The sequence below is a fragment of the Streptomyces sp. Ag109_O5-1 genome, from assembly GCF_003814875.1.
Taxonomy (GTDB): Bacteria; Actinomycetota; Actinomycetes; order Streptomycetales; family Streptomycetaceae; genus Streptomyces; species Streptomyces sasae.
In genome coordinates, this window is the sequence record NZ_RKQF01000001.1 from 7428822 (window position 1) to 7453711 (window position 24890).

A 24890-nucleotide genomic window follows, 5' to 3' on the forward strand; every position below is an offset into this window, starting at 1 on the left:
AGGCCCGGTGGTCGTTCCGGAGCGTGGACTGAGGCGGCTCAGGCCCGGTGGTCGTTCCGGAGCGTGAACTGAAAGGGCTTAGGCCCGGCGGTCGTTCCGGAGCGTGGACTGAGGCGGCTCAGGCCCGGTGGCCGATCCGGAGCGTGAACTGAAAGGGCTTAGGCCCGGCGGTCGGCGACGGCCCAGGACGCCAGCGCCACCGCGCCCGCCACCCCGAACACGGACGGCCAGGCGCCGACCTTCTTGGCCAGCGGATGCGACCCGGCGAACGCGGCGACATACGCGGCGGACAGCGCCCCCGCGGCCTTCCCGCCCGCCTGCTGTCGCCACTGCTGCGCGGCGGCGGCCCCGGCGACGGCCAGCACGGCCCCGCCCAGCGGCCGCTTCTTCGTCCACCGGGCCACGCCGTACCCTCCGACGAGCCCGCTCGCGGCGATCACCGAACTGGGAACCCTGGCCATGCCTGTCTCCTTCTGTCTGGATCTCCCGAGGCTAACCCCCCGTCATCCGAAGGGCCCTCAGCGCCCCTCTTCTTCACCACCCGGGACGGCACCCGTATCCCCTACCGCGACGAGCACGGCGGCGACGCGGGCCGGCGAGCAGCACCGGCGCAAGTCCGGCGGAGGCCGTCGCCCCAGCGATCAGCCCACCGGGAGGGATACCGGCCCAGGCCGGCGAGTCACCGAGCGCGCTGGCTCGGCCCGGCATCCGGCGCGGCTCGTCCCGCAGACGCTTCGCCGAGGTGGGCTGCCTGACGGTCACTGGCTCCTGGTCTTGTCGGAGTCCGGGATGCCCTCCTGGGTGGCCTTCGCGTAGGCCTGCTCCACGGTGAGGCCCCGGTAGGCCGCCCCCGAGGCAGGGAGGCCGCCCAGCGGCCAAGGGGAGGCTTTGGCGCACTGAACAGTGTCGCCGGCGATCTCCGTGTGGGCCTGGGCGGTCGCCGCGCCGATGTCCACCGGGGGCTTGGAGCCGGACGAGGAGCCGCCGCCGACCTTGAGGTCCGGGCCGACGACCACGTGGACGGTGGTGAGGCCGGGGACTGTGGTGAGGGAGGAGGGAGACAGACCCAGGGCGCTGGCCACCTGCTGCGCCTCACCCTTGTAGCGCGGGTCGGCGGCCGAGTACTCCACCTTGCTTGCGCTCACCGTCGTGGGGGTGTGCTCGAAGACGGAGTTGGAGTAGCCCTTGCCGGCCAGCTCGCTTTGCACGGCGGCCGCACGGCCCGGGATCCCGGTGCCGTTGAACACGTGGACCTCGACCGTGGACGGATCCACCGACTGGTCGGCGGAGGCGGTCGCGCCCGCGGACGGCTTGGGCGAGGACGAGGTGGTCGGCGTCAGCGACTGGTCGTCGGCTATCGAGTCGAAGAGTTGCTGCGCGCCCGGCCCCGGCACCAGCCAGGCGTTCGGGTTGTAGGGGTCCTGACCCGTCGGCATGGTGGCGAAGGTTATGTGGTCGGTCGGGATGCTCCCGAGCGTGTTGGCGAGGCCGACCAGGCTGCTCACACCGGCCAGCCCGTCGTCCACCGCGAACGCATGCGAGGCGGCCTCCGCGAGCTTGAAGACGTGCGAGGGGTCGGCCAGTGTGCCGGCGCTCTTCATCTTGTGGATCAGCGCGCTCAGGAAGATGTGCTGGGTCTCGGCGCGGTCCACGTCGCTCGCGCCGCCGAACGCGTGCCGGGTGCGCAGGAACTTCAGCGCGCCCTGGCCGACCAGGGTGTGTGTGCCGGCGGACAGCTTGAGGTGCGAGCCCGGGTCGTAGACGTTGTGCGTGGTGCAGACCTGCACACCCCCGACAGCGTCGGACATGTTCACCACGCCGGAGAAGTCCACCACCATGAAGTGATCGATGTGCACCCCGGTGAGGGCGTTGACCGCCGCCACCGTGCAGCCCGGCCCGTAGTTCAGGCTGTTGGTGATCTGGTCGTTCGAGGGGAAGTCGTGGGGCTTGCCGTTCTGCGTGCACGACGGCATCCGGAGGTCCGTGTCGCGTGGGATGCTCATCACCGTCGCGTTCTGGTGGTCCGCCGAGACGTGCACCAGCATCTCGACATCCGCGTGCGGCAGGGACTGGTCCGAGCCACCCAGGCGGCTGTCCAGCGCGCTGTTACGGGTGTCGGAGCCGATCACCAGGAGGTTCAGCGCACCCGGGATCACGGCGCCCTTCTGCGGCTGTGTGCCGGCGTCCAGGGCGCTGTGCTTGATGTTGCTGTCGAGCTGGTAGACCCAGGCACACCCCGCGGCCGCGACGAGCACCACGAAGGCGCCGACGCCCATGGCTATTCGCTTCGCCCTCTTCTTGGCCTTCGGCTTGCGTCTCCCACCGGGAGTCGGCTTGCCTCGCGGTGCCCGGACCACCGGGGGCAGGGCGTCTTCGGAGGTCCGGGACCCGCCGTAGGAGATGTACGACACGATCGCGGCCTTCCTGACTACGCGTGCCACGTCGGGCTGAGGGCGATGGCACGCAGCTGCTTCATGGAGAGCGCGGGGGCCTTGCGGGTCGCGGCGGTCTGCTGGGAGCCGGAGTTGAAGGCGCTGACCACCACGCGGAAGCCGTCGGTGCGCAGGGTGTCGACGGTCCACATGACGACCCCGTCACCCCCCTTCTCCCCGGGCCCCTGCCGCTCGGCGACCTTCGTCCCGTCGGACAGGGTCTCGGACCCCCTGCCGAACAGGTCATCGGCCACATCGGACATGTCCGGCTGCACATTGATCTGAACGAGACTCCTGCCCTTGCCGTCGTCGACGACCACGTAGGTGAAGCCGCTGTCGTCAGCGCTCCCGTGCGCCACCACCTTCAGCCCCTTGGGGATCAGGGAGGTGAGGGTCTGCAGGATCCCCTTGCCGTTCTCCTGCGCGGCGGGGGGCTCCTGGGTCTGCCGGGGATCCTCGGGGATGGCGTCGACGACCCCGCGCCAGTCCTTCGCGGCCGCCAGCTCCTTCAACTGCGCCGCGGACAAGGGAGGTTCCTCCCGGCTGATCGGCGCGTCCTTCTCGGCGGCGGCGTTCCACTCGCTGACGGAGACGTGATGGCCGTCCGGGGTGACCAGGTTCGCGGTCCAGAGTTTGGTGTCCACGCGCCGGTCGGGGTACTCGTACCCCTTGGTCACCGTGACCACGGAGGCGTCGGGCAGATGGCTGGGGACACAACTGTCGTACGGGATATAGACCTTGTCCGGGCACTGGACGGCCTGCCGGGCGTCGTTCCCGCCGGGCAGCACCCGGTTCACGGCGACGCTGATGGCGGCGGCGCCGTGCCCGTCGTCGTACACGACCTGTGCGTACGGCGCCACGAGCGGGTCGTTCTCGTCGACCCCGCGGCCCTCGGCCTTGCTGAACTTCCCCTTGGGCAGGAGCCTTTCCAGCGTGCGGATCATCTCGTCCGAGGTGACGCCGTGGCCGGCGGGGGACGAGGTGGCGTGCGGGGTCGTGCTCACGGAGGAGGGCGGCCGCGCGACGGACGACGATCCGCCCCAGGGCACCGCCAACGCGCCGCCCACGCCGACGAGCGCGACACCGGTGGCGCCGCCCAGTACGGCGGCCCGCCGCCGCTGCCGTAGCCGCCGTCCACGGGCCGTACCGGCGGCGGCGAGCGCGGCCCGGTCGGTGTCGAAGTCGCCGCCGGTGTGATGCAGGGCGGCGGAGAGCTCACGCTCGAAGGGCTCGAAGGGCTCGAAGGGATCGCTGTCGCTGTGCTGCTGCTCGACGGGCATGACGAACCACCGTTTCCACAAGGTTGAGGTCAGGGGCGGGCGTACTCGGCGAGGTCCTCGCCCAGCAGCTCGCGCAGTCGCGCGAGGGCGCGCACGCACCGGGTGCGGACGGCGGCCGAACTCACGTTGAGCGCGTCCGCGGTCTCCTGTATCGACCGGTCCTCCCAGTACCGCAGGACGACCACGGCCCGGTCCTTGGCGGGCAGCCGCGCGAGCGCGTCGAGGAGGGTCAGCCGCAGCGAGGGGTCGGTGCCGGTGCCGCTGTCGGCCTGTTCGGGGAACGAGTCCCTGGTTCTCTCACCGCTGCTGAACCGCCGCCGGTGGGCGAGGAAGGTCCGGGTGAGGACGGTCTGCGCGTACCCGGCGGGGTTGCCGACGCGGGAGACCCGCCCCCAGCGGACGTAGATCCGCCCGAGGGCCTCCTGCACCAGGTCCTCCGCGAGATGGGTGTCCCCGGCGGTGAGCAGACAGGCGGACCGGTACAGATGCCCGGCCCGCGCCGCGGCGAAGTCGGCGTAGTCCTCCACAGGCCCCTGACTCATCCGCAAGCTCCCCGTCCCCGTCCCCGGCGCTCTGCCGCTCACCTCATTGATGCGGTGGGCCGGGGAAAATGTTTCAAGGGATTTTCAGAGCAGGCTCACTGCCCCCTCTCAGACCCGCTCCAACGGCCGATGCTCCCCCACGGGCAGCTCCACCCGGACCACGTCCCCCGGCCGCACCACACCCCCCACCTTCACCACGCTCATCACTCCGGCCTTGCGCACGACCTGCCCGCTCTCGTCCCGCCCGACGACCTGCTTCAGCAACCCCTGCTGGAAGCCGTCGATCTGCAGACACGGATTCCGCAGCCCGGTCACCTCGACGACGGCGTCCTCCCCGATGTGCAGCAGCGTCCCGGTCGGCAGCGCCAGCAGATCGACGCCACGGGTGGTGATGTTCTCCCCGAGCTCCCCGGCTCCGACCCCGAACCCGGCGCCCCGCACCTCCTCGAACAGCTCCTCGTGGATGAGGTGCACCTGCCGCAGATTGGGCTGACTCGGATCCTGCGCGACCCGGGACCGGTGCTTCACGGTCACCCCGGAGTGCACATCGCCCTCCACCCCGAGCCCGGCGAGCAGCGTGATGCTCTCCCGGTTCGGCTTGGTGAAGGAGTAGACGTCATTACGACTGACAGCTGTCACGACCCCGTTCATACCGCCGACCCTAATCGGCCGACCGCGGGGTCGGAAGATCGGCGACCAACAGCCGGGGCCTGACGTCGGGGGAGCCGGAACCGGGTGGACCGCCGTGCCGCGTGCCGCCGTGCCGCCGTGCCGCCGTGCCGCGTGCCGCCGTGCCGCCGTGCCGCGTGCCGCCGTGCCGCCGTGCCGCGTGCCGCCGCCGTGCCGCGTGCCGCCGTGCCGCCGTGCCGCCGTGCCGCGTGCCGCCGTGCCGCCGTGCCGCGTGCCGCCGTGCCGCCGTGCCGCGTGCCGCCGTGCCGCCGTGCCGCGTGCCGCCGTGCCGCCGTGCCGCGTGCCGCCGTGCCGCGTGCCGCGTGCCGCCGTGCCGCCGTGCCGCGTGCCGCGTGCCGCCGTGCCGCGTGCCGCCGTGCCGCGCCGCCTACCGCCTTGCCGTCTGTCGTACCTCCCGCGCCGCCTACCGCCTTGCCGTCTGTCGTACCTCCCGCGCCGCCTACCGCCTTGCCGTCTGTCGTACCTCCCGCGCCGGGCGCCCGCCGTAACGCCGAGCGCCCCGCCGTAACGCCCGCCGCCCGCATCAGCCGTTCAAGCCGTCGCCTCTCGCACCGCGTCGACGAGCGTGGACGCACGTGTGTCCTCGGCGCCCTCGACGATGCTGTTCATGACGTAGCCGAAGGCGATGCCGTGCTCGGGGTCGGCGAAGCCCAGCGATCCGCCCCGTCCGGGGTGGCCGAAGGCACGGGGGCCGGTCAGGGGGTTCGTCTCGATCGGCAGCATGTAGCCGGAGGCGAAGCGGACCGGGAACATGATGACCTTGTCCGGCCCGGCGGCCTGCTCCGCGGTCGCCGACGCCAGGGTCTCGGGGCTGAACAGCCGTACCCCGTCCACGTCCCCGATCAACGCGGCGTACATCCGTGCCAGGCTGCGCGCGGTGCCGATGCCGTTGGAGGCGGGAATCTCGGCGGCCTGCACCTCGGCCGAGTTGAAGTCGATCTCGGCGGGATCGGTGAGGGTGAACGCTCGGTTGCTCAACGACTCCGGGTCCTGCAGCGCGGCGACGTACTCGCGCGCCTCCGGCGGAACGGCGTCCAGCGGTACGGTGCTCAGGTCGAACTCCGGCTTCGGGTAGACCATCCGGCTGACCCGCCCACGCTCGGCCGCCGGCAGCCCGATGAAGAAGTCCAGTCCGAGCGGCCCGGCGATCTCCTCCGCGAAGAACCGGCCCGGCGTACGGCCGGACACCCGCCGGATCACCTCTCCGACCAGCCATCCGTAGGTCCGCCCGTGGTAGCCGTGCCCGGTCCCCGGCTCCCACTGCGGCCGTTGCGCGGCCAGCGCGGCCACCATCGCGTCCCACCCCAGCGCGTCGCCCAGCGGCACCGGCCGGTCCAGTGCGACCAGCCCGGCCCGATGCGACAGCAGCCACCGCACCGGAATCCCCGCCTTGCCGTTCGCCCCGAACTCCGGCCAGTAGTCGGCCACCGGAGCGTCGAGATCCAACTCCCCGCGCTGGGCGAGCAGATGAGCGACGGTGGCGGTGGCTCCCTTGGTCGCGGAGTACACGAGTTGCAGAGTGTCCCGCTCCCACTCCCGCCCGGTGTCCGGATCGGCGACACCGCCCCACAGATCCACCACGGGCCGCCCGTCCCGGTACACGCAGACGGCCGCCCCGACATCCCCCCGCCGCTCGAAGTTGGCGGCGAACGCCTCCCGTACACCCTCGAACCCGTCTGCGACTTCCCCGTGGATCATCGTCATGCCCACATCCTGGCACCGCGGCCAGGGCCCTGCGAGCCCTGGACGACCCAATCCCGCCGTCATTCACGCCAGTTGACGGCCGGACATGGGTGGTGCCCAGGAGGCCGGAACCTCCTGGGCACCACTTTCCGGCCGGCGTGCCGTCAGCGGACCGTCATCCTCATCCGTCCGTGGCCGTGACGTCCGAGGAGTACACGAGGGCGACCCGGTGGTTGTACTGGATGGTGTACATCGCCTTGGCGCCGGTGACGACCGTGCCGCTGGAGGGGAAGAAGTCGTCCGTGAGGGACGGCGCCACGGTGGCCACGTAGGCCTGACCGGCCGGGACGGTGTACATGCTGAGCGGTGCCTGCGTCGACGGCGACAGGCCCGCCGGGTACTCGGCGGCGTCCGGGTAGCTGGAGCCGTACACCGCCACCGGGGGGTCACCGGCCGCCGTGATCACCTTCACCCCGTGTGCGGGCGCGGTGTTGCACCCGTGCGGGTTGGAGAACCACACCTTCGAGCCGCTGTACCACACGGCGGTCCAGTCCCCGTCCTGGTCGGCGACCACGAACTGCTGTCCCGCCGCCGCGGTGCTGCCCCAGTCGTTGATCCGGTCGGTGCCGGCCGCGCCGGGGTGCAGCGCCTGGTCCCCGAAGAGGGGTGCGGTGTCGCTGGGCGCGGTGCGCAGGTAGACGAAGTCCGACGGCTGCTGCGTCTCGGTGCACGCGGTGGTCGCGCCGGTCGGGTCGTCGGAGGGGCAGATCTGGACGGTCTGCAGGTTGTCCTCAAAGCGCGGGGCGATGGTGACCACCGAGCCGACGGGACCGACGCCGTGCCGCCCGGTGTGCACACCGAGCAGGTTCATGAAGTGGTTCCAGTCCCAGGACGGGCCCGGGTCCCAGTGCATGCCGGAGACGAGGGACGACTTCGGCCCGGCGACGTTGTCATGGCCGATGATGTGCTGCCGGTCCAGCGGTATGTCGAACCGGTCGGCCAGGTACTTCACCAACTCGGCCGTGGCCTCGTACTGCGCCTCGGTGTACCAGGTGGCACCGTGCGCGGCGTAGCCCTCGTGCTCGATGCCGATCGAGTGCATGTTGGTGGAGTAGTTGCCCGCGTGGAAGGCGAGGTCCTTCGTGGGCACCATCTGCGTCACCGCGCCGTCGGAGGACCGCATGACGTAGTGCGCGGCGGAGCCGCCCGCCTTCTCGAAGGTGGTGATGGCGGCGTCGTACGAGCTCTCGGTGTCGTGGATGACGATGCTGTCGATCCGGATGCCGTTGGCGGGGCGGTTGGAGACCTGGCCGTTGGACGCCGCGGCCGGAACGAAGGTGCAGGCGACAGTGGTCGGGCACTCGGTGTCCGTGGCCGCCGCGGACTTCAGGTCCAGGGCGTTCAACTGACCGGTGGCCGGGTCGACATCGCTGTCAGCCGCCAGGCGTACGTGCTCGCCGTCGGCCGTGGTGCGGCCGGCGCCCTTCTTCACCGTGGCGAACACCCGGTCGGCGAAGGCCCCGGCCCCCTGCCGCCGGCTGGACTGGCTGTAACGGGCCACGGCCGCATACCAGTTGCCGGGATCCGCGGAGGTGGATCCGGTGACGGCCTTCTGGTACGAGGCGAGCAGCGCCGCGCCGCCGCGGATGTTGGCCGTCGGGTCGGTGCGCAACTCCTCGGCCGACAGCCCGGTCAGCTTTGCGGCCGCCTGGAGGGTGTGCAGGGCCGGATCGGCGGCGAGCTTCGTCAGATCGGCGCGGCCCGCCGCGCCCGCGTCGCCCCCGGCCATCATGGCCGGGGTGACGTCCGTCAGGTGCATCGGCCCGTAGCCGCCGTCCGTGCTGTGCTTCCCGGCGTGCGTGTCCCACGCCGACTCCTGGTACGCCACCGCCAGCAGCACCTGCTGCGGGACGTGGTAGGCGTCGGCGGCGGCCGTGAAGTCCTGCTGCAGAGAGGTCACCGGCTCTGCGGTGTCGCCGGCGGCGAGGGCCGGCATCGGCACGGCCGCCCCGCCCGTGACGGCGAGCGCGGCGACGGCGGTCAGCAGGGCCGCACGGCGGCGCTTCGACGCGTCTGCGCGTCTGGGATTGCTCGTTCTCATAAAAGGGTCCCCGGACCTCAGAGAGATCAAATAAGAGATCAACTGGCCGGACGGACAGGGCATACGACGGGGTATCGGTTCGTCGACCGGGCCGGTACGCGCTCAACTCCGTTGGTCTGCTCGGGGCTTCGTCCGTCGGCGTCTGGCAGTGGATGATCCCCCTCCGGGGCGACGCACGTCAACCTCGGCTAAGTGCGGGGGACTTGTGCAGAACGCGGCGATTGCGCCGCGGAGCTCGCTCGCGGGTGGCCCGTCGACCCAGGCCCTCCGACGGCCAGGCGCACCGCCACCCCGGCACCTCCTCCTCGATCCCGGTACGGGCCCGACCCCTGCCCTGCCCCGCCGTTGACAGCGTTTGGCTAACAGGGTTAGCTTGTGGCTAACACAGTTAGCCAAGCCCGAGGAGTGTCATGACCGAGTACCTTGCCGTCGACGGCGGCACGATCGCTTACGAGGTCGCGGGCTCCGGCCCGCTGATCGTTCTCGCACACGGCATGGGCGACAGCCGCGCCGCGTACCGTGCCGTGATCCCGGCGCTGGTGGCGGCGGGTCATCGCGTCGCCGCGGTCGACCTGCGCGGCTGCGGCGAGTCCAGCGCCGACTGGCCGGCCTGGAGCCGCACCGCCATCGCCGGCGACCTGCTCGCCCTGATCCGCCACCTGGGCGGCCCGGCCGTGCTCGTCGGCCACTCGATCTCCGGCGGCGCCGCCACCATCGCCGCGGCGCAGGAACCCTCGCTGATCAGCGCGGTCGTCGAACTGGCGCCGTTCACCCGCAAGCAGTCGCTCCGCCTCGGCGACCTGCGGGTCAAGCGCTTCCGCCAGGGCATGCTGCGGCTGCTCGGCACGGGAGTGCTCGGCAGTGTGCCGCTGTGGCGCTCGTACCTCGACGTCGCCTACCCCGGCGTGAAGCCGGCCGACTGGGCCGAGCGGCTCGACCGCATCGACTCCCTGCTGCACGAGCCGGGCCGGATGAAGGCCCTGCAGGGTATGGGCCGCAGCACCCCGGCCGACGCCGGCGTGCAGCTCGGCAACGTCCGCTGCCCGGTCCTGGTCGTGATGGGCACGCTCGACCCCGACTGGGCCGACCCGCACGCCGAGGGCTCGGCGATCGTCGACGCCCTGCCGTCCGGCCTCGGCCGCCTGGAGATGATCGAGGGCGCCGGGCACTACCCGCACGACCAGTTCCCCGACCAGGTGGTTTCACTGATGCTCGCCTTCCTCCGACCGGGCGCCGCCCGTGCCTAGGGCCGGCCTCGACCCGACGGCCGTCGTCGCGGCCGGCGCCGCCCTCGCCGACGAGGTGGGCCTCGCCAACCTGACGATGGGTCTGCTGGCCGAGCGGGTCGGCGTACGCACCCCGTCCCTGTACAAGCACGTGGACGGCCAGGAAGACCTCAACCGCCGCATCGCCGCCCTGGCGTTGAACGAGGCGGCCGACGCCGTCGGCGGCGCGGTCCGGGGACACGCGGGCCGCGACGCCCTGGCCGCCGCGGCCCGCGCCTTCCGCGCCTTCGTCCTGCAACACCCCGGCCGCTACGCCGCGACGATCGGCATCGAACCATCCGGCCCGGACGACCCACTGGCCACCGCGGGCCGGCGGCTGCTCGACTCCTTCACGGCGGTCCTGCGCGGCTACGAGATCGCGGAAACCGCAGAAACCGCAGAAATCGCAGAATCCGACGTGGACCACGCCCTGCGCACGCTCCGCAGCCTCTGCCACGGCTTCGCCACACTGCAGTCGGCCAGCGCCTTCCAGCGGAGCGCCGACATCGACGAGAGTTTCGACTGGCTGATCTCCTTCGCGGACCGCGGCCTGCGCGCCAGGTGAGAAGGGCGCCGCCGTCGACCGCTTCGACCTCATCGGCGCCACAGGGCACCGACCTGGCGGACACGGCAGTATTCCGCGACGTCCGGCCTGTCGGCCGTGAGCTGCCCTGGGCCGATGCCCTTGACCGGTTCTCCTGGGTTGCCGGTTCTCAGGACACCGAAGCGGACTCCCGTCGTTCCCCTCGGGCTCCTCTACGATCCCGACCGACGGCGCGGCCCCCGAAGAACCCCGCTGGCCCCTCACCCTCCTGACCCGAGAAGGCCACCCGGCCGAACCAGAGCCGACCGCAGCCGTCACCGAGGCGACGAAAAACGGCTCACACCAGCAGGAGTTGGCCCGCTGGACGGCTCTGGCGCAGGCTGGCCCGACTGGGGCGTGAGAGAGTCGGGTACGGGCCACTGAGCGCTGCCGTAAAGAAGAGGATCATGAGAACGTTGCCCGCCGTCACCGGCCGTGATGAGTTCGACGTTCTGGTCGTCAGGACCGACTACCACGACGACCAGGCGTGGCAGGACGTGACGGCGGCGCTGACGGAGCCCTGGGGGGACAGGCAGTACGAGGCACACGTCCACTTCATAGACGACCCGGCCTGGGCAGAAGTGACCGTTGACGAGGCGCTGAATGCGGTCTGCGCCGACGAGAACCTGGCCGTTGTCTTCCTCGCCGACCGGACAACCATGCAGGCTGAAAGCCACGCGTTGCTGGCGGTCACCACGCTGACGCGGGAGGAATGCCTGGACGACGAGGACTACGAGCAGTTGACCGAGTTCGGCCGTGAGTTCCGCACCGTCCCCGCAGGGGTCCACGACGTCCACGCAAACCTGAGCATCGGCAACCTGGGCTTCGAGGAGTACGCCGCATGGGCTCACGATGATCCCGAGGGGATCTACCGGTCCCTCTGAACAGGGATCACGGAACTGACACTGTTGGTGATCTCTACGCGGGTGCCGAAGGCGCGCATGGCTGGTTCCGTCTCCGCCTTGTTCCCAACCGGTCCCGTCGCCCGCTAGTTGTTGTCACAGGGCAGTTCCGAACCAGGGCGAGAGGGAACACGTGATGACCCATGAACGGTCGAACGGCTCACCAGCACCCGTGGTCAGCAACTCCCGGCAGACGCCTGCCCTCGCGGCAGGGACCATGACTCCGTTCGACGACATCTACGACCAGCCGGACCCTCGCGCGTACTTTCGTGAGCTGGGCCCCTGGGAATACCAAACCCCTCATCATGCGCAGCCCGTCTTCCGCCGCATGCTCACAGCGTGCCGGCCCGCGGGCCCGGCCACGGTGCTGGACCTGTGCTGTTCCTACGGCATCAACGCCGCCCTGCTCAACCACGATCTCACCCTGGCGGACCTGTACGCCCGCTACACATCGCCGCAGGCCACCGAGCTGACCACCGCAGAGTTGATCGAATGGGACCGGGCCTACTACGCGGCGCACCGGCGCTCAGACCCGGCCCGCGTCATCGGGCTCGACGCCGCCCCCCATGCTGTCTCCTACGCACACGCTGTCGGCCTGCTGGACGAGGGGTTCGCCGAGAATCTGGAGAGCGCGCCGCCCAGCCCGGCCCTGCGCCAGGCCGCCCGCCACACCCGCCTCATTACCGTCACCGGCGGAGCCAGCTTCCTGTCTCCTCTCACCTTCGAGCCGCTCCTGGACTGCGTCCCCAGCCCGGTGTGGGTCGCCGCGTTCGTGCTGCGGACCCACTCCTACCGCCGCATCGCCGAGTGCCTGGAACCGTACGGCCTCAGGACCGAGAAAGCCGTCCCCCACACGTTTCCGCAACGCCGCTTCACCAGCAGGCAGGAGCAGCAGTACGCGATCGACGCGGTGACCGCGGCCGGCGAGGATCCGCAGGACAGGGAGACTCACGGCTACTTCCACACCGCGCTGTACCTGTCGCGTTCCGCGACAGACGCCGCACAAACTCCCCTGACCACCCTGGTCCAGGCATCCTGACACCTTCCACATCCCCTACCCGGAACAGCAGCCGGAGATCACCAACAGCATCCGGAAATGCGGGCAGAGCCGTTTTCAAGGCTCTGCCCGCATTTCCGTGAACAGGCGCACTGGTCAGTGGGTGGTGTCCCTCACGCTGTCAGTAGGCTCGCGACGTGACGGATCACGGCATTGAGTTCGACAGCCGCCTGGTCCGCCTCTGGCTCACCGACGCGGGCCGCGCCCTCCAGAAACCGGTCGGGGAGGAACGCCGACGCATGGAGGAGGCGGTGACGGCGGACCTCACGGAGGTGGAACGACAGCACCTGCTGAGCGCGTTGACGAAGATCAACCGCGCGGCGAACGGGCTGCTGGAGGGGCCGGATCCTGAGGACCGTTAAGGGGACCGGGCCTCCCGTTGTTCCGAGGTGTCGTCGTCCTTGTCCAGCTCGGCCGTGTCGATCACAGATTGAGGGTTGTCCCGTAACGGTGAGTTGGGCCTAGTCTGAGCCAGTCACCTGGGTACCGATCTTGTGGAGGCTGAGACTGCCCCTATGGACATATCCCTGCGCGAGCTTGAGGACAGCGACCTGCCGATCTTCTGGCAGCAGTTGACGGATCCCGAGTTGCAGCAGATGGCAGCTGTGACCAGGAAGTATCACTACGACCGTGGCCACTTCGACCAGCACTGGGCGAAGGTGCGCGATGACCCGTCCGTGATCTTGCGAAGCGTTCTTGCCGACGGCGCTGTAGCAGGACACGCCGCTGTCTTCGGACCGCCGTCGGAGTGGGAGGTCACGTACGTCATCGGGCGAGCACATTGGGGCCAGGGCATCGCCACCGCGGCCCTTGCCGAACTGATCAAGCTGGAGCCCGCCCGGCCGCTGCACGCCGATGCCGCCGCTGACAATGCCGGCTCCATCCGAGTGCTGGAGAAGTGCGGCTTCGTCATCACTGGGAAGAGCCGGTGCTTCGCCCAGGCTCGTGATGAGGAGATCGACCTGGTGCACTTGACGCTGAGGTGAGCGAGGCGCACCGCCGCCTGGGCAGCTCATCCGGCCAGTGAGAGGTTGTGCCACAGCGTGATCGTCCCAAAGGTCGACCACATGGCACGATGACCACCATGGCAGGTCAGGTCTGGGTGTCACTCATATCATTGGGTGGCGTTGTCCTCGGCGGGATGTTGTCCTACCTCGTCCAGCACAGGACTCAACTGTCAGTGGAACGCGCCGAACAGCAACGGCAGCAGAACACCCTGTCGGAGGCTCGGCGCGCGGAACGGCTGGCCCTGCTGGAGCGGTTCATCGAGGTGGCGGCCGAGGCCGAACGCTCCGCGTTCAGCCGGCCTTCCGATTTCGACGACACCCACCCCTGGTACCTCAAGACCCAGGATGTCATGAACAGGCTATGGGTCGCCGAGCGGCTCATCCGCATCCAGTTCCCGCTGCCTGTGCATGACGCGGCACGTGCGTACTTCCTCGACCTCAACCGGACGGTATGGGAAGGCTTGCCCGACGGCGAGAGCGTACGGGACTACCTGGAGAACAACCGGCTGGCGTTCCTCGACACGGCCCGAACGGTCATGGGATAGCCCACCGCCGAGCCCTGTAGATCTTTACGGGACAGTCCTAGGCTGCCGACTTCACAGTCAAGTCACCGCTCGTTGTCGACAGATCCAGGAGGTACGTGCCTGACGGGTCGTCCTTGAACGCCACGTTCTTGTCACCGTGGGAGTCGTTCGCCGAGATCCGGTACTTGGCAGGCGGTGCGGTGACCGTGAGGCTGCCGTTGGTCGTGCGAGCCTTGACGTCCTGCGGGGTGGCCGTCCGGATCGTCACCTCGCCGTTCGATGTCTGCGTGTCGACGCCGCCGCCCTTGGCGTCCTTGACGTCGACGTCACCGTTGGACGTGCGTAGCTTCACAGGGCCCGATGCATTGGTCACCGCGATCTCACCGTTGCTTGTGTGTACATCGACCGCGCCGACATCGGTCAGTGTGATGCCGCCGTTTGAAGTGCCTCCCGTCACGGCAAGACCGGCAGGCACTTTGACGGTGTAGTCGACGCCGCAGTTCTTGCCGCAGCCGGACAGCACCAGGACGCCGTCCCTGACGCGGAAGGACGTGCCACTCGGCTTGTCACCGCGGTAGTTGACCTTGCGGTGCACGGAGATCGTGGAGGCGTCGGCCGAAGCGTCCACCTTCACATCTCCGTTCCCGTTGTCGAGACGGATCGAGGTGATTCTCTGAGGCACCTTGGCGTCGTCCTCGAAGCTCTTCTGGCTGAGGGCCGAGCACGAGGACAGCCCGCTGACTGTGAGAAGCCGTATCTCTATCGATCATGAGGACGGTTCTGACCGAACAGGTTCCCTGGCCGGGTGACCTCGGCCGGGTAGATGTATGAGGACAGAGCCCCTGGTAGCTCGATCGAGGCTGCGGCACCAATCGAGGCTGCGGCACCAAACGAGTCCCAGGCCCTGTTGTCCAAGTTTTGCGGGCCGGTCTTCATCCCGTCCAATTCCCGCGTGTCGTCGTGCCATTGCCTCGCGCGCCGGTTCGGGAGCGCGGCCGACCGCCCGGAGAAGATGCCGGTGCATCAACCGTCCTACCTGTCACCTACGTAGCCACTCGGCCTCGGTCGTATTCTCTGGCTGGCAGCTCCGGCTATCGGCGTTGAACGGTCGCGGTCGTTGTAAGGACACGGCCGGTCAGTGGTTTCGCAGTCAAGATCACCCTATGGCGTCGTCGTTCGTGCAAGCTCGGCAGCTTGCGATGCCGGGCGCCTAGGTTGGGCCTGTGATCAACGCCACTGCTTATTCGACCTCCGGTGTCCGCCTGCCCGGGCCTGCGAGGACGTCACTGTCCATTCCCCCTGCTGCGCATGGCACGCCGCATCCTGCTGCCGGTTTGGAGTGGTGGTACCTCAATGGGCACCTGAGCGCGGACGATGGTCGCGCGCACCACTGGGCGGTGCTCCTCGTTCGGCACGAGGCGGTGGACAAAGATGTGCCGGAGCCGGGTTACGGTTACGTCGCTACCTGGGCCGGCGACATGGGGACGGGCGCGGGATCGTGGCTGACGCCCGGCGGGCTTCGGGTAGTCCGCGACTCGATCCTCGGTGACCAGCTGGGTGACCCGCGTGTTCGCGCAGCCATGGAAGAGGTTCTCTCCGAAGGCGTGCCGCTGCCGGACCGGCTCCTGCAGGGCCCTGTCCGAAGTTCGGCCTCCGAATTGGACATCGTCCTGGGCGATCTCGCGGCGCTGCGTGCCGAGGGGGATGGCAGCTACCGTCTCCGCTTCCACAGCGAAGGCCACCCGAGTCTCGATCTCCGGCTGGTGCCCTGCAAGCCGGCCGTCCCTCAGGTGAACGTTGACGGGCGGGTGCCCGGCCGGTTTTCCGACGGTGGGGACGAGATCACGACGCACGTCATCTCGCGGCTCGATGTGCAGGGAACGGTGACCCCGGGGACGGGCGAGTCGGTCGCCGTGCAGGGGCATGCGTGGTTCGAGCACTCGTGGGGCGGTGCGTGGAATCGGGCCGAACGCCCTGTGGGTGTTGGGGACCGCTCATGGGAATGGGCGGGAATCCAGCTGGACAATGGCTGGGATGTCAGCGCCATTCAGTTCCGCATCTGCGACCCCGCTACCGGTGCGCGTCACAGTGAGACCTCGACGGCCACGGTGACCGCGCCCGACGGGTCGTGGCGCCTGTTCGAGATGGTGTACGAACCCCTGCGGCACTGGACGTCGGCAGCCACGCTCAACACCTTCCCCACCGCCGCCCGCATGCGCGTTCCCGAACTCGCGCTTGAGCTCGACGTCATCGGGCCCGCTGCCAGGGGCGAGATCCGCAGCATCGGCAGCGTCCTGAGCTGGTGGGAGAGCCCGGCCACGGTGACCGGGACCATGGGCGGAGAATCGGTCCGTGGGCAGGCTTTCCTGGAAGCTGTCCCGTCCAACACCATTACCGACGTCGAGCAGTACACGCGCCGCGCCTACGCCATCGCCCGCGAGGAGGTTTCCGCCGTCTACCCCGCGGGCCCGGACGAGGACCTCACCCCCCTCACCGGCACGGAATGCGGGCCGGCCCTCGACACGTTCACCCGGCAGCGGCTGCACGCCACCCTCGTCCAGCCGGTACGCCACCTCCTGGACATCCCCGGCCGTGCCTGGCGCCCCTACGCCGGCATGGCGGTCATGTGCCTGTTCGGCGTCGACCCCGAGCCCTACCGTCCGCTGGCGGCAGCCCCTGAACTTCTGCACACCGCCTCGATGATCATCGACGACATCCAGGACAACTCGCCGCTGCGCCGAGGCCGTACCGCCGTCCACGAGCTTTTCGGAACGCCTGCCGCGATCACCGCCGGCACCACCGCCTACTTCGCGTTCGACCCGATCCTCGACCGCATCCCGCAGCACGACCCGGCCACGATGCTGCGCTGCCACCGCATCTACCTGCGTGGGCTGCGCGCGGGCCATGCCGGCCAGTCTCTCGACCTCGCCGGTCACTGGGAGGTCTTCGAGCAGGCCGTCGTCAGCGGAGACAACTGCCGTCTCCTTGAGCAGCTCCGCATGGCGCACCGGCTCAAGACCGGCGTGCCGGTGGGGTGCATCGCCGAGGCCGCCGCCGTGCTGGCCGGCGCGGACGAGGAGCAGATCCGCGCCGTCAGCCACTACTTCGCCGCGGTCGGGACCGTCTACCAGATCAGCGACGACGTCGCCGATCTCGATGGTGTCAGCACCGCCGAGGACCTCAGTCGGGGTCGCACGGCGAAGGTCCCCGCTGAGGACCTCCTCAACGGCGAAGTCACCTACCCCGTCGCCCATGCCATCGCCCTGCTCGATGCGCCCGACCGGCGCCGACTACGAGACGCCCTCTACCTCCGCACACCCGAGGGGGCCGCCCGCGCTGCCGAGTTCCTCGCCCACAGCGGGGCCCTGGAGGCATGCGCAGCCGAAACCAAGGACATGATCGACCAGGCCTGGACAGTCCTTGGGCCTCTGCTGCCACCCAGTCAGCACAAGGCGATGATCCGTGCCCTGGGCTGGTACGCCGCACAACGCGTCCCTGACCGCCCCGGACCCGCCCCCGAGCAACCGGCACACTGAGACGCCTGCGGGTGCATCCGCGCCCTGTCGAGCGGATCCACCCGACAGGGTCGACCGCGGTGTTCCGCCCTCCGATGCGTTCGGCCCGCCCGTGGAGCAGCGTGCTGGTCCCGTGGCGCTTGCACCGGGGCTGTCGGCTGCCCGGGCACCGAGCGCGGCGATCGCCCCGGCGGACACTCTTGCCGGCGACGGCGAGAGAGCCGCCTGCTGCCCGGCCGGAGCCGCGGGCCGGGTGGCTGCGACATGCTCGGCCGCGCCGGGCGGGCTCCGCGCGGGCCTGCCGTGTGGTCCGCTCGGTGCGGGAAGCGGCTTCCGCCTCCTGCTCGGGCCGACTGCGCGGGCCCGAGCAGGAGGCGGGCGCCGTCAGCGCATGAACTTGATCTTTCCCGCGGCGTGCAGAGTGGCCAGTCCCCCGGTCGCGCAGGAGGTGACGTCGCTGGTGGGGGTGGCGGAGCCGACGACTCTCCTGCCGGTGAGGACGCCGTGGGTGACGGTGCCGCCGAGGAGGGCGTCGCCTGGGTTGTAGCCGCTGATGGAGCGGCGGGTTGAGGTGATCGCCGAGGTGCCGGCCCGGTGGCCGGCACCGTCGCGCCAGGTGATGGTGGCCGTGCCGGTGATGTTCGATGCGCCGCTGCAGCTGGCCTGTCCGGAGCCCTTCATGGTCAGGGTCGCGCTGCGCAGACGCTGCTGGGAGCCGTCGGGGGAGGTGCAGGCCGTGAGCTTGAGGGTGCCGGTGATGTTCACGTGCCGTGGGCGCAAGGCGAGTTTCGGGGAGAACGTCACCGGCTGGCCGGCCGGGGTCGCGGCCCGGCAGGCCAGCGCCGCGGCACGTGGGGCTGCCACAGGAGTGCGGGTGGGAGCGGGAGCGGCGCCGGCCGGGGTGGTCAGGACGGCGGTGGCGACCAGCGAGGTCGCCACGCTTGCCGTCCGACGCATGAGGCGCGTGGTGGTCCAGGCGCGGCTGGGTCGAGGTGTCACAGAAAGTGTCCTTTTCGTGTGCCCGAGAGGGGGGTGGTAGCCGGGTCGGCGCCGCTGCGGGGCGCGGGGATGGGAAGGAGAGGGGAGTGCAGGCGGTGAAGAGCGGGCGGCAGCCACCAGTTGCGGTGGTCGAGCAGGCGCATCAGGGCCGGCACGAGGACGAGGCGGACGACGGTGGCGTCCAGGAGCACGGCCGTGGCCACGAGGAAGCCCAGTTGCTGAAGGTCCTGCTGACGGGTGGTCATCAGCACGGCGAAGACGCAGGCCAGGGTGGCGGCCGCGGTGGTGATGGGGCGGGCGGTCTCGGCGAGGCCGTCCGCGACGGCCCGACGGCAGTCGCCGTGTGCGCGGTAGTGCTCGGTGATGCGGTGGACCAGGAAGATCTCGTAGTCCATGGACACACCGAACACGATGGTCAACGCCACTAGGGGAATGCCGAGATGAACGCTGTCCGCAGTGTGCCGTGTGGTCCAGGCGAGCAGGCCGAACGACGCTGCCAGGGACAGCGCGTTCATGAACAGGGCCTTGAGGGGGATCAGGACGCTGCGGAAGGCGAGGAACATGAGCGCGAACGACGTGGCCAGCACGAGGGCGGCGACGTGCCACAAGGCGGCGTTCATCGCTGCCCGGAAGTCGGCCACCATGGCGGCCGGGCCGGTTGCGTAGAACTTCTGGCCGGCAGGCAGGAATTGACGGGCAGCCGAGCGGATGGAGGCAGTCAGCTCGGCGGCGGCCGGGGCGTCGACGGGGACACGGTCGGTGAGGGCCAGGACCGTCAGGTCGTGGCCGTTGTCCAGGGTGGCGACCGTGGAGATACGCGGATCGGCGCGCAGGCGGTCGGACAGTGCGCCGGTGTCCACCGGCCCCTGCTCCGCGGTGTGAGGAAAGGCGAGGAAGGTGATGTTGGCCAGGCCGTCGGCTTCGATCTGCCGCATGCCTCGTCCGGCTTCGGTGTCCACCAGCGCGGTGCGGTCGATGCGCACGCCCAGCCTCAGGTCGCTCAGCGGGGTCGCGGCGATCAGCAGCACGGCACCGGCCGCGAGCAGGTAGCGCCAGGGGCGGCCCATCAGATGGTGCGCCCAGCGCAGCCAGACCTTGGTGCCGTGGTCCGGGCGGTGCCTTCGGGGCAGGCGGCCGAACTCCAGCATCGGCTCGATGCACGGGAGTACGGCGGGGAGCAGGGTCGTGGCGGTGGCCGTGGCGACCAGGGTGGCCACGGCCACCGCCAGCCCCATCGTGCGGAAGACGTCCACCCCGACGACGAGCAGGGCCGCACTGGCCAGGACGACGGCACCCGCACACCAGGCGATCGCGTGGCCGGCTGTCCCCCTGGCCCGGCAGGAGGCTTCATACGGGTCGGCGCCCTGTTCCCGCGCATGGCGGTAGCGCAACAGGAACAGCAACGCGTAGTCCAAACCAAGGCCGAAGCCCACCGACGTGGCCACAGCCAGGGTCAGCGTGTCCACGTCCGACACCAGCGCGAAAGCGAGCAGGGCCCCGGTACTCACCAAGACGGCGAGGCCCGCCGCCAAAAGCGGCACCAAGGCGGCACCGAGCGATCCCAGGCCGGCCACCAGGAGCACCAACGCGAGGGGGACCGCCAGCACCTCGGCACGCTGCAGGGACCGCAGATCGGTGTGGACCAGGGCGTCGTAGACAGGTGCGGGACCCGTCACCGCGACACTGACGTGCCCCCGGGAGGCGGCAGCCGCAGCCGCATGCGCGGCTTCACGCACCGCCGGGATGCTCTCCTGCGCCGATTCGGGACCGCCGGCAAGCCCGACTAGAAGATAGGCGTGATGCGGATCAAGGCCCGGAAAGTCCGGCACCGCCATGATCCGGCCCACCCCCTCCACCGAGGCCACAGCTCCGGCCACCGCTTCCACGGACCGCTGGTACGGCTCGTCCACCCGGACGCGCAGGGACGGCGAGCTGAAGGCCAGGACGAGACTGCCGTTACCCAAGCCGGGCATATCGCGTTCGATCAAGACGGCAGCCCGGGCGGATTCACTGTCCCCCACCTGCGGAACGCCCCCGCGCACATGGCCGACACCAACAGGCGAAACCAGCAAAGCCGCCACAGCCGCAATCGCCCATACCAGGCCGACCCACCCACGCCATGAAACCCGCACGCCCACCTCCCGATCAGCCTCTCGCCCACACGGCACGCCCGGACGGCCGTCGCACCGCTGCCCCCAGCGGGACTCATTCACCACATACTTGAGAGAGTTCTGATGAACTGCCCTTAACGGTCCGGCCCGTACGCGTGAGGAGCGACCGCACCCCCCATAGCCGTGCAGGGCCCGGACGTCGAAGGTCAGCGGCTCCCAGAAGGCGGATCAAGGAGTTCGCCGAGCGTGAAGCCGAGCAGCAAGCTGACCTGCCGCTCAAGTCCGGCAACCTCCGTCTCCACCGGTTCGCCTTTGCCCTGAACCGATCACCACGGGCGATGATGCAGGCGGTGCCATCCGCCATGCCCTGGCACGCCAGATCCACGACCGCATCCAGCCCGTCCTCGCTCGCGCGGTCGGCGAAATCCGACAGCGCGGCCCGCACGGCGTCGCCCCCGCGTTCGAGGATGCTCCAGAACTCGTAGTCCATCGGATGGTCAAACGATCAACCCACTGATCAGGCACGGGGATCAGGTACTCAGAAGCCGTGCCTCTACTGATCATGGGTACGCTTCTGATCGCAGAGATTCCACGGCCGGTTGATCTCGACCACCGATCATGGAACGCACGGGTCGAACAAGCTCCTCGCCGCGGTGATCTCCCGGCGGCACGCGCATGAAGGCGGGGCCTCTCGGTAGCTCGGGGATGCGAATCGAACCGAGCAATGCCGGGAGGCCATGATGTCGTTGTCGTACGCGTCCGAGTCCGTCCAGTTCAACTCGGTTGCTCCATCGTGTGATTGCCTCGCGCATGTGTACGGCAACGCGGCCGATCATCCCGATCGGGTGCGCCGGTATCCGTCGGACATGACGGACGCGGAGTGGGCAGTGGTGCGGGACGCGATGCCGGTGCCGGCTTGGCTGGAAGGCCGCGGCGGGCAGCCGGAGGGCTACTGCCACCGCGTGATGCTCGACGCGATCCGGTACGTCACCGACAACGGCATCAAGTGGCGGGCGATGCCGGTGGACTTCCCGCCATGGGACCGGGTCTACGCGTTTTTCCGCCGCTGGCGCGATCACGCCCTGGTCAGGGAGTTCCACGACCGGCTCCGGTCGAAAGTCCGCGAGAACCTGGGCCGCGATGCGGAGCCGAGTGCGGGTGTGATCGACTCGAAGTCGGTCAAGGCGGACGCCGTCGTCGGTGCGGACAGCCGTGGCTTCGACGGCGGGAAGCTGGTCAACGGGCGTAAGCGGCATGTCGTGGTCGACACGCTCGGCCTGCTGCTGGGTGTGATGGTCACCGCAGCGGACACCGGTGATCGCGCCGCCGCGCAGGTCCTGCTGCGGCAAGTCGCCGACACACACCACCAGTTGGAACTGGTCTGGGCCGACGGCGGCTACACCGGCGGCCTCGTCGAGTACTGCCTGGCCACGTTCGCGCTGGTGTTGGCGATCGTCAAGCGCAGCGACGACACGCGCGGCTTCGTGGTGCTGCCCAAGCGGTGGATCGTCGAGCGGTTCTTCGCCCACCTGATGCGCACCCGCCGCCTGGCACGCGACTTCGAACGCCGCACCACCAGCGCCGAGGCGATGGTCTACTGGTCGATGACCCTGCTCATGACGCGCCGCCTTGCCCGGCCGGGCCCTGGGCCAGGGTGAACCGGCCCGGCTGCCGCTCGGCCAGCCAGCCCCGCGCGACCAGGCGTTTCGCCTTCGACCGCAGCGCCTCCACCTTGGCCGGCACCGCGACTAGGCCGAACACCACGGCCAACTCCTGGCAGGTCAGCGGCCCTTGATGGAGCCGGTGCCGGTCCGCGAGGGCCTGGAGGATGCGCTGATAGTCCACCGACAACACCGACCAGGCCAGTCCCTCACGCCACACAGGCACCTGCGATTTCGCCTTCGCCGCCTGCCCGGGCGCCGAGCGCGCGTCCGCGTCCCGTGGGCCGGGTGCGGCCTCCTCATCAGCAACGCTGCCGCCGCCCGGAGCCAGGACCGTGCCCACTCGCCTGCGGGCGATCACCCACTCCTGCCATTCCTGCTCGGCCGCGGCCAGTTCCGCCTGGATGCGGTCGGCTTCCTCACGCAACCCGTCGACACGACGGCGAGCGGCGAGCTCGTGCTGTTCCAGCAGTCCGACGACTGACGGCATCCGCAACCTCCCGGGGAGCGACGACACGACACGCCACCACTCCCACCGAATCACCGGCCCTATGCCTGACCAGCGAAAACACCGCCCTCAGATTCGGAACGACAACAACCACTGAGAGCGGCCAGAGCCGCTGCTGTAAGAATGCGCGCCTGTGGGCGTTGCATAAAAGTCCCCCGTGTGAAGCGAGTTGAATAGGTGATCAGTCACCACAACCCTACGCAGCCGCTTTCCCGCCGCCACTGGGGAAAACCCCCCAATGCCAGGACTGGGCCGCCCTCGACGGCCGCCCGGGAGGGAGCTTGCGATACCGCCGGGCTCCACCGGAAGGGTCCGCTGCAACCGACTGCGCGCGCCCACCAGGAGACGCACAGTGCGATCTGCCGCATGACGGCTCCCGAGCCGCTGGAACGGATCACCGCGCGACGCGCGGAGCGCGAACCCGGGTGCTGGGCTTCTACTGTTGGTTCACGGCTACTCGCGCTCTGACGAGCGGTCGTCTTCCCGTGCCCTTCATGCGGGCGTCGAGGGTGTCATGTCCTGCGTGCCGATGACGGAGAGCAGGCTCAGCTGGGCCGCACCCTCGGTGCCGGGTGGGGCACTGAACCACAGCAGGCGCTGGCGTCCGTCCTCGCTGAACAGGCTGTGGCAGTCCAGCTCGATGACGCCCAGGGCGGGATGGACGATGCGTTTGCGGTCGGTGCGCCGCAGGGCGACGTCGTGGGTGTCCCAGAGGGTGGCGAACTCCCGGCTGCGTCCGTGCAGCACGGCCACCATCCGGTTCACCTCCCTGTCGCTGCCGCGCCGGGCGGCGACAGCCTGGAGGTCGGCGACGAAGACCCGGGAGTGGTGGGGGTGGTCCTCGGGCGGATAGAGGGTCCGGGCCTGAGGGTCGGTGAACCAGCGGTGGACGAAGCTCGCCTCAGGACCGCGCAGCGCCGGGGGCCGGCCGACGAGGGCGGCGGCCAGCGGGTTCTGGACGAGGGTTTCGTGCAGGTCGGTGATGACCTGGGCAGGGGTGGTGGTGAGCTGGTCCAGCAGGCCGAGCAGACCGGGCTGGACATGCGCGGTGGGGCCATGCGCCGCAGGGGGGATGGGCCGGTCGGCGAGGTGGAACAGATGGTCGCGTTCGTCGCCGTTCAGCCGCAGTGCCCGGGCCAGCGCGGCCAGGACCTGGGCCGAGGGCTGAGCGCCGCGCCCGCGTTCCAGCTCGGTGTAGTAGTCCGCGGACAGCCCGGCCAGGTGGGCGACCTCCTCGCGCCGCAGACCGGGCACCCGGCGCCGCGGGCCGGTGGGCAGCCCGACGTCGGACGGGCGGATCCGGTCGCGCCGGGACTTGAGGAACGCGGCGAGTGCGGAATGGTTCACGTCTCCTATCGTCGCGCGCACCGGTGGACGCAAGCCAGGGGATGGCAACCCCTGGGTGGGGACAGCCCTGGCTGGGGCGGGCACACCGAACCACTCTGGAGCCACGAGCGGGGCACCGCACCGGCGCCCGCTGGCCATGATCGATCGGCTGCCACGCCCACACAGACCCAGACCCCGACAGCGGTGAACCCCACTCCGCGCTCGCCGCCGGTGTCCGCGCCGAGTGCATCCGCCGCGCCGGGCTGGGCGACCTGCTCACCGCAGGCAACTTCCCGCAACCACACATCGAAAGAGAACCACCATGCCGTTCGCGAACTTCAAGGTCCCTGCCGGAACCCTCGACGAGAAGCAGAAGGAGACGATCGTCACCCGTACCACCGAGCTGTACGTCGAGATCTACGGCGAACGCGCCCGGGCCAACACCATGGTCCTGGTCGAGGAGGTCACCGACGGCGGTTGGGGCATCGGCGGCAACGTCCTAACCCTGGCCATACTCCAGCAGCCCACCGAAGACTGACGACTCGGGACGATCCAAGGCTGGGGTGAAACGGCCGCCGGAACCGCCCCAGCCCAAACCGGGCCGCCACCCGGTCGTCGGACAGATCGGGGACGGCGGATCGAAAGGGACGGGCATGCAGGCCGGATTCGACCTGCTGCGCCTCCAGATCCTGCACATCGACTGA

General features: G+C 69.9%; 23 protein-coding genes. 11 read left to right on the plus strand and 12 right to left on the minus strand.

The window, feature by feature from the left end; translation table 11 throughout:
• Positions 1 to 158: 158 nt before the first annotated feature.
• The 7 genes from EDD90_RS33715 to EDD90_RS33755 all read right to left on the minus strand — a co-directional run bounded on the left by EDD90_RS33715 (position 159) and on the right by EDD90_RS33755 (position 8728).
• Positions 159 to 461: a hypothetical protein gene (locus EDD90_RS33715; protein ID WP_123976658.1), complete on the minus strand. Its 303-nt coding sequence runs from the start codon at positions 459 to 461 to the stop codon at positions 159 to 161.
• Positions 462 to 758: 297 nt separating this feature from the next.
• A complete protein-coding gene (locus EDD90_RS33725; protein WP_260328278.1) occupies positions 759 to 2441 on the minus strand; it encodes an LCP family protein in 1683 nt (560 codons plus the stop codon).
• Positions 2429 to 3712, minus strand: coding sequence for a hypothetical protein (locus EDD90_RS33730; protein WP_123976660.1), 1284 nt, complete (start codon positions 3710 to 3712; stop codon positions 2429 to 2431). Before EDD90_RS33730 ends, EDD90_RS33725 begins: the two co-directional genes overlap by 13 nt.
• Positions 3713 to 3741: 29 nt before the next feature.
• Positions 3742 to 4254: a SigE family RNA polymerase sigma factor gene (locus EDD90_RS33735; protein WP_123976661.1), complete on the minus strand. Its 513-nt coding sequence runs from the start codon at positions 4252 to 4254 to the stop codon at positions 3742 to 3744.
• A gap of 108 nt (positions 4255 to 4362) precedes the next feature.
• On the minus strand, positions 4363 to 4905 hold the full coding sequence (locus tag EDD90_RS33740; protein WP_185149308.1) for an MOSC domain-containing protein: 543 nt from the start codon (positions 4903 to 4905) through the stop codon (positions 4363 to 4365).
• Between the two features lie 570 nt (positions 4906 to 5475).
• Complete coding sequence (locus tag EDD90_RS33750; protein WP_123976663.1) at positions 5476 to 6648, minus strand: serine hydrolase domain-containing protein; 1173 nt, start codon at positions 6646 to 6648, stop codon at positions 5476 to 5478.
• A 160-nt stretch (positions 6649 to 6808) separates the two neighbouring features.
• Complete coding sequence (locus EDD90_RS33755) at positions 6809 to 8728, minus strand: N-acetylmuramoyl-L-alanine amidase (RefSeq protein WP_123976664.1); 1920 nt, start codon at positions 8726 to 8728, stop codon at positions 6809 to 6811.
• A 410-nt stretch (positions 8729 to 9138) separates the two neighbouring features.
• Between EDD90_RS33755 and EDD90_RS33760 the strand changes: the two genes are divergently transcribed.
• From EDD90_RS33760 to EDD90_RS33790, 7 genes are all read left to right on the plus strand, one after another.
• Positions 9139 to 9975, plus strand: a complete 837-nt coding sequence (locus tag EDD90_RS33760) for an alpha/beta fold hydrolase (protein WP_123976665.1) — start codon at positions 9139 to 9141, stop codon at positions 9973 to 9975.
• Complete coding sequence (locus tag EDD90_RS33765; protein ID WP_123976666.1) at positions 9968 to 10558, plus strand: TetR-like C-terminal domain-containing protein; 591 nt, start codon at positions 9968 to 9970, stop codon at positions 10556 to 10558. The genes EDD90_RS33760 and EDD90_RS33765 overlap by 8 nt, the downstream gene beginning before the upstream one ends.
• A 425-nt stretch (positions 10559 to 10983) precedes the next feature.
• Entirely contained in the window at positions 10984 to 11460 is a 477-nt protein-coding gene (locus tag EDD90_RS33770) for a DUF6924 domain-containing protein (protein WP_123976667.1), read from the plus strand.
• A gap of 154 nt (positions 11461 to 11614) precedes the next feature.
• Complete coding sequence (locus tag EDD90_RS33775) at positions 11615 to 12517, plus strand: hypothetical protein (protein ID WP_311737232.1); 903 nt, start codon at positions 11615 to 11617, stop codon at positions 12515 to 12517.
• Between the two features lie 155 nt (positions 12518 to 12672).
• Entirely contained in the window at positions 12673 to 12897 is a 225-nt protein-coding gene (locus EDD90_RS33780) for a winged helix-turn-helix transcriptional regulator (protein ID WP_185149309.1), read from the plus strand.
• Positions 12898 to 13050: 153 nt separating this feature from the next.
• Positions 13051 to 13521 (plus strand): GNAT family N-acetyltransferase, encoded by a 471-nt coding sequence (locus EDD90_RS33785; RefSeq protein WP_123976668.1) that lies wholly within the window; start codon positions 13051 to 13053, stop codon positions 13519 to 13521.
• 89 nt (positions 13522 to 13610) lie between these two features.
• Positions 13611 to 14087 (plus strand): hypothetical protein, encoded by a 477-nt coding sequence (locus EDD90_RS33790; RefSeq protein ID WP_123976669.1) that lies wholly within the window; start codon positions 13611 to 13613, stop codon positions 14085 to 14087.
• A 37-nt stretch (positions 14088 to 14124) separates the two neighbouring features.
• Here the strand turns inward: EDD90_RS33790 and EDD90_RS33795 are convergent, their stop codons facing one another.
• Positions 14125 to 14748, minus strand: a complete 624-nt coding sequence (locus tag EDD90_RS33795) for a DUF4097 family beta strand repeat-containing protein (protein ID WP_185149310.1) — start codon at positions 14746 to 14748, stop codon at positions 14125 to 14127.
• 898 nt (positions 14749 to 15646) lie between these two features.
• Here EDD90_RS33795 and EDD90_RS33800 point away from each other — a divergent pair.
• Positions 15647 to 17602: a polyprenyl synthetase family protein gene (locus EDD90_RS33800; protein ID WP_260328778.1), complete on the plus strand. Its 1956-nt coding sequence runs from the start codon at positions 15647 to 15649 to the stop codon at positions 17600 to 17602.
• A gap of 363 nt (positions 17603 to 17965) precedes the next feature.
• Here the strand turns inward: EDD90_RS33800 and EDD90_RS33805 are convergent, their stop codons facing one another.
• Both EDD90_RS33805 and EDD90_RS33810 read right to left on the minus strand, forming a co-directional pair.
• On the minus strand, positions 17966 to 18538 hold the full coding sequence (locus EDD90_RS33805; protein ID WP_123976672.1) for a hypothetical protein: 573 nt from the start codon (positions 18536 to 18538) through the stop codon (positions 17966 to 17968).
• Positions 18539 to 18576: 38 nt separating this feature from the next.
• Positions 18577 to 20796 carry an MMPL family transporter gene (locus EDD90_RS33810; protein ID WP_311737233.1) on the minus strand — a complete coding sequence of 740 codons (2220 nt, stop codon included), beginning with the start codon at positions 20794 to 20796 and terminating at the stop codon, positions 18577 to 18579.
• Between the two features lie 761 nt (positions 20797 to 21557).
• Here EDD90_RS33810 and EDD90_RS33815 point away from each other — a divergent pair.
• Positions 21558 to 22349, plus strand: a complete 792-nt coding sequence (locus tag EDD90_RS33815) for an IS5 family transposase (RefSeq protein WP_123976674.1) — start codon at positions 21558 to 21560, stop codon at positions 22347 to 22349.
• On the opposite strand, the gene EDD90_RS33820 is transcribed toward EDD90_RS33815, so the two are convergent.
• Positions 22306 to 22842 (minus strand): hypothetical protein, encoded by a 537-nt coding sequence (locus EDD90_RS33820; protein ID WP_123976675.1) that lies wholly within the window; start codon positions 22840 to 22842, stop codon positions 22306 to 22308. The genes EDD90_RS33815 and EDD90_RS33820 overlap by 44 nt on opposite strands.
• A gap of 510 nt (positions 22843 to 23352) precedes the next feature.
• Positions 23353 to 24207 carry a helix-turn-helix transcriptional regulator gene (locus EDD90_RS33825; protein WP_185149311.1) on the minus strand — a complete coding sequence of 285 codons (855 nt, stop codon included), beginning with the start codon at positions 24205 to 24207 and terminating at the stop codon, positions 23353 to 23355.
• A gap of 301 nt (positions 24208 to 24508) precedes the next feature.
• On the opposite strand from EDD90_RS33825, the gene EDD90_RS33830 reads away from it, so the two are divergent.
• Both EDD90_RS33830 and EDD90_RS55765 read left to right on the plus strand, forming a co-directional pair.
• Complete coding sequence (locus EDD90_RS33830) at positions 24509 to 24724, plus strand: tautomerase family protein (protein WP_123976677.1); 216 nt, start codon at positions 24509 to 24511, stop codon at positions 24722 to 24724.
• A 25-nt stretch (positions 24725 to 24749) separates the two neighbouring features.
• On the plus strand, positions 24750 to 24890 hold the full coding sequence (locus EDD90_RS55765; protein ID WP_185149312.1) for a hypothetical protein: 141 nt from the start codon (positions 24750 to 24752) through the stop codon (positions 24888 to 24890).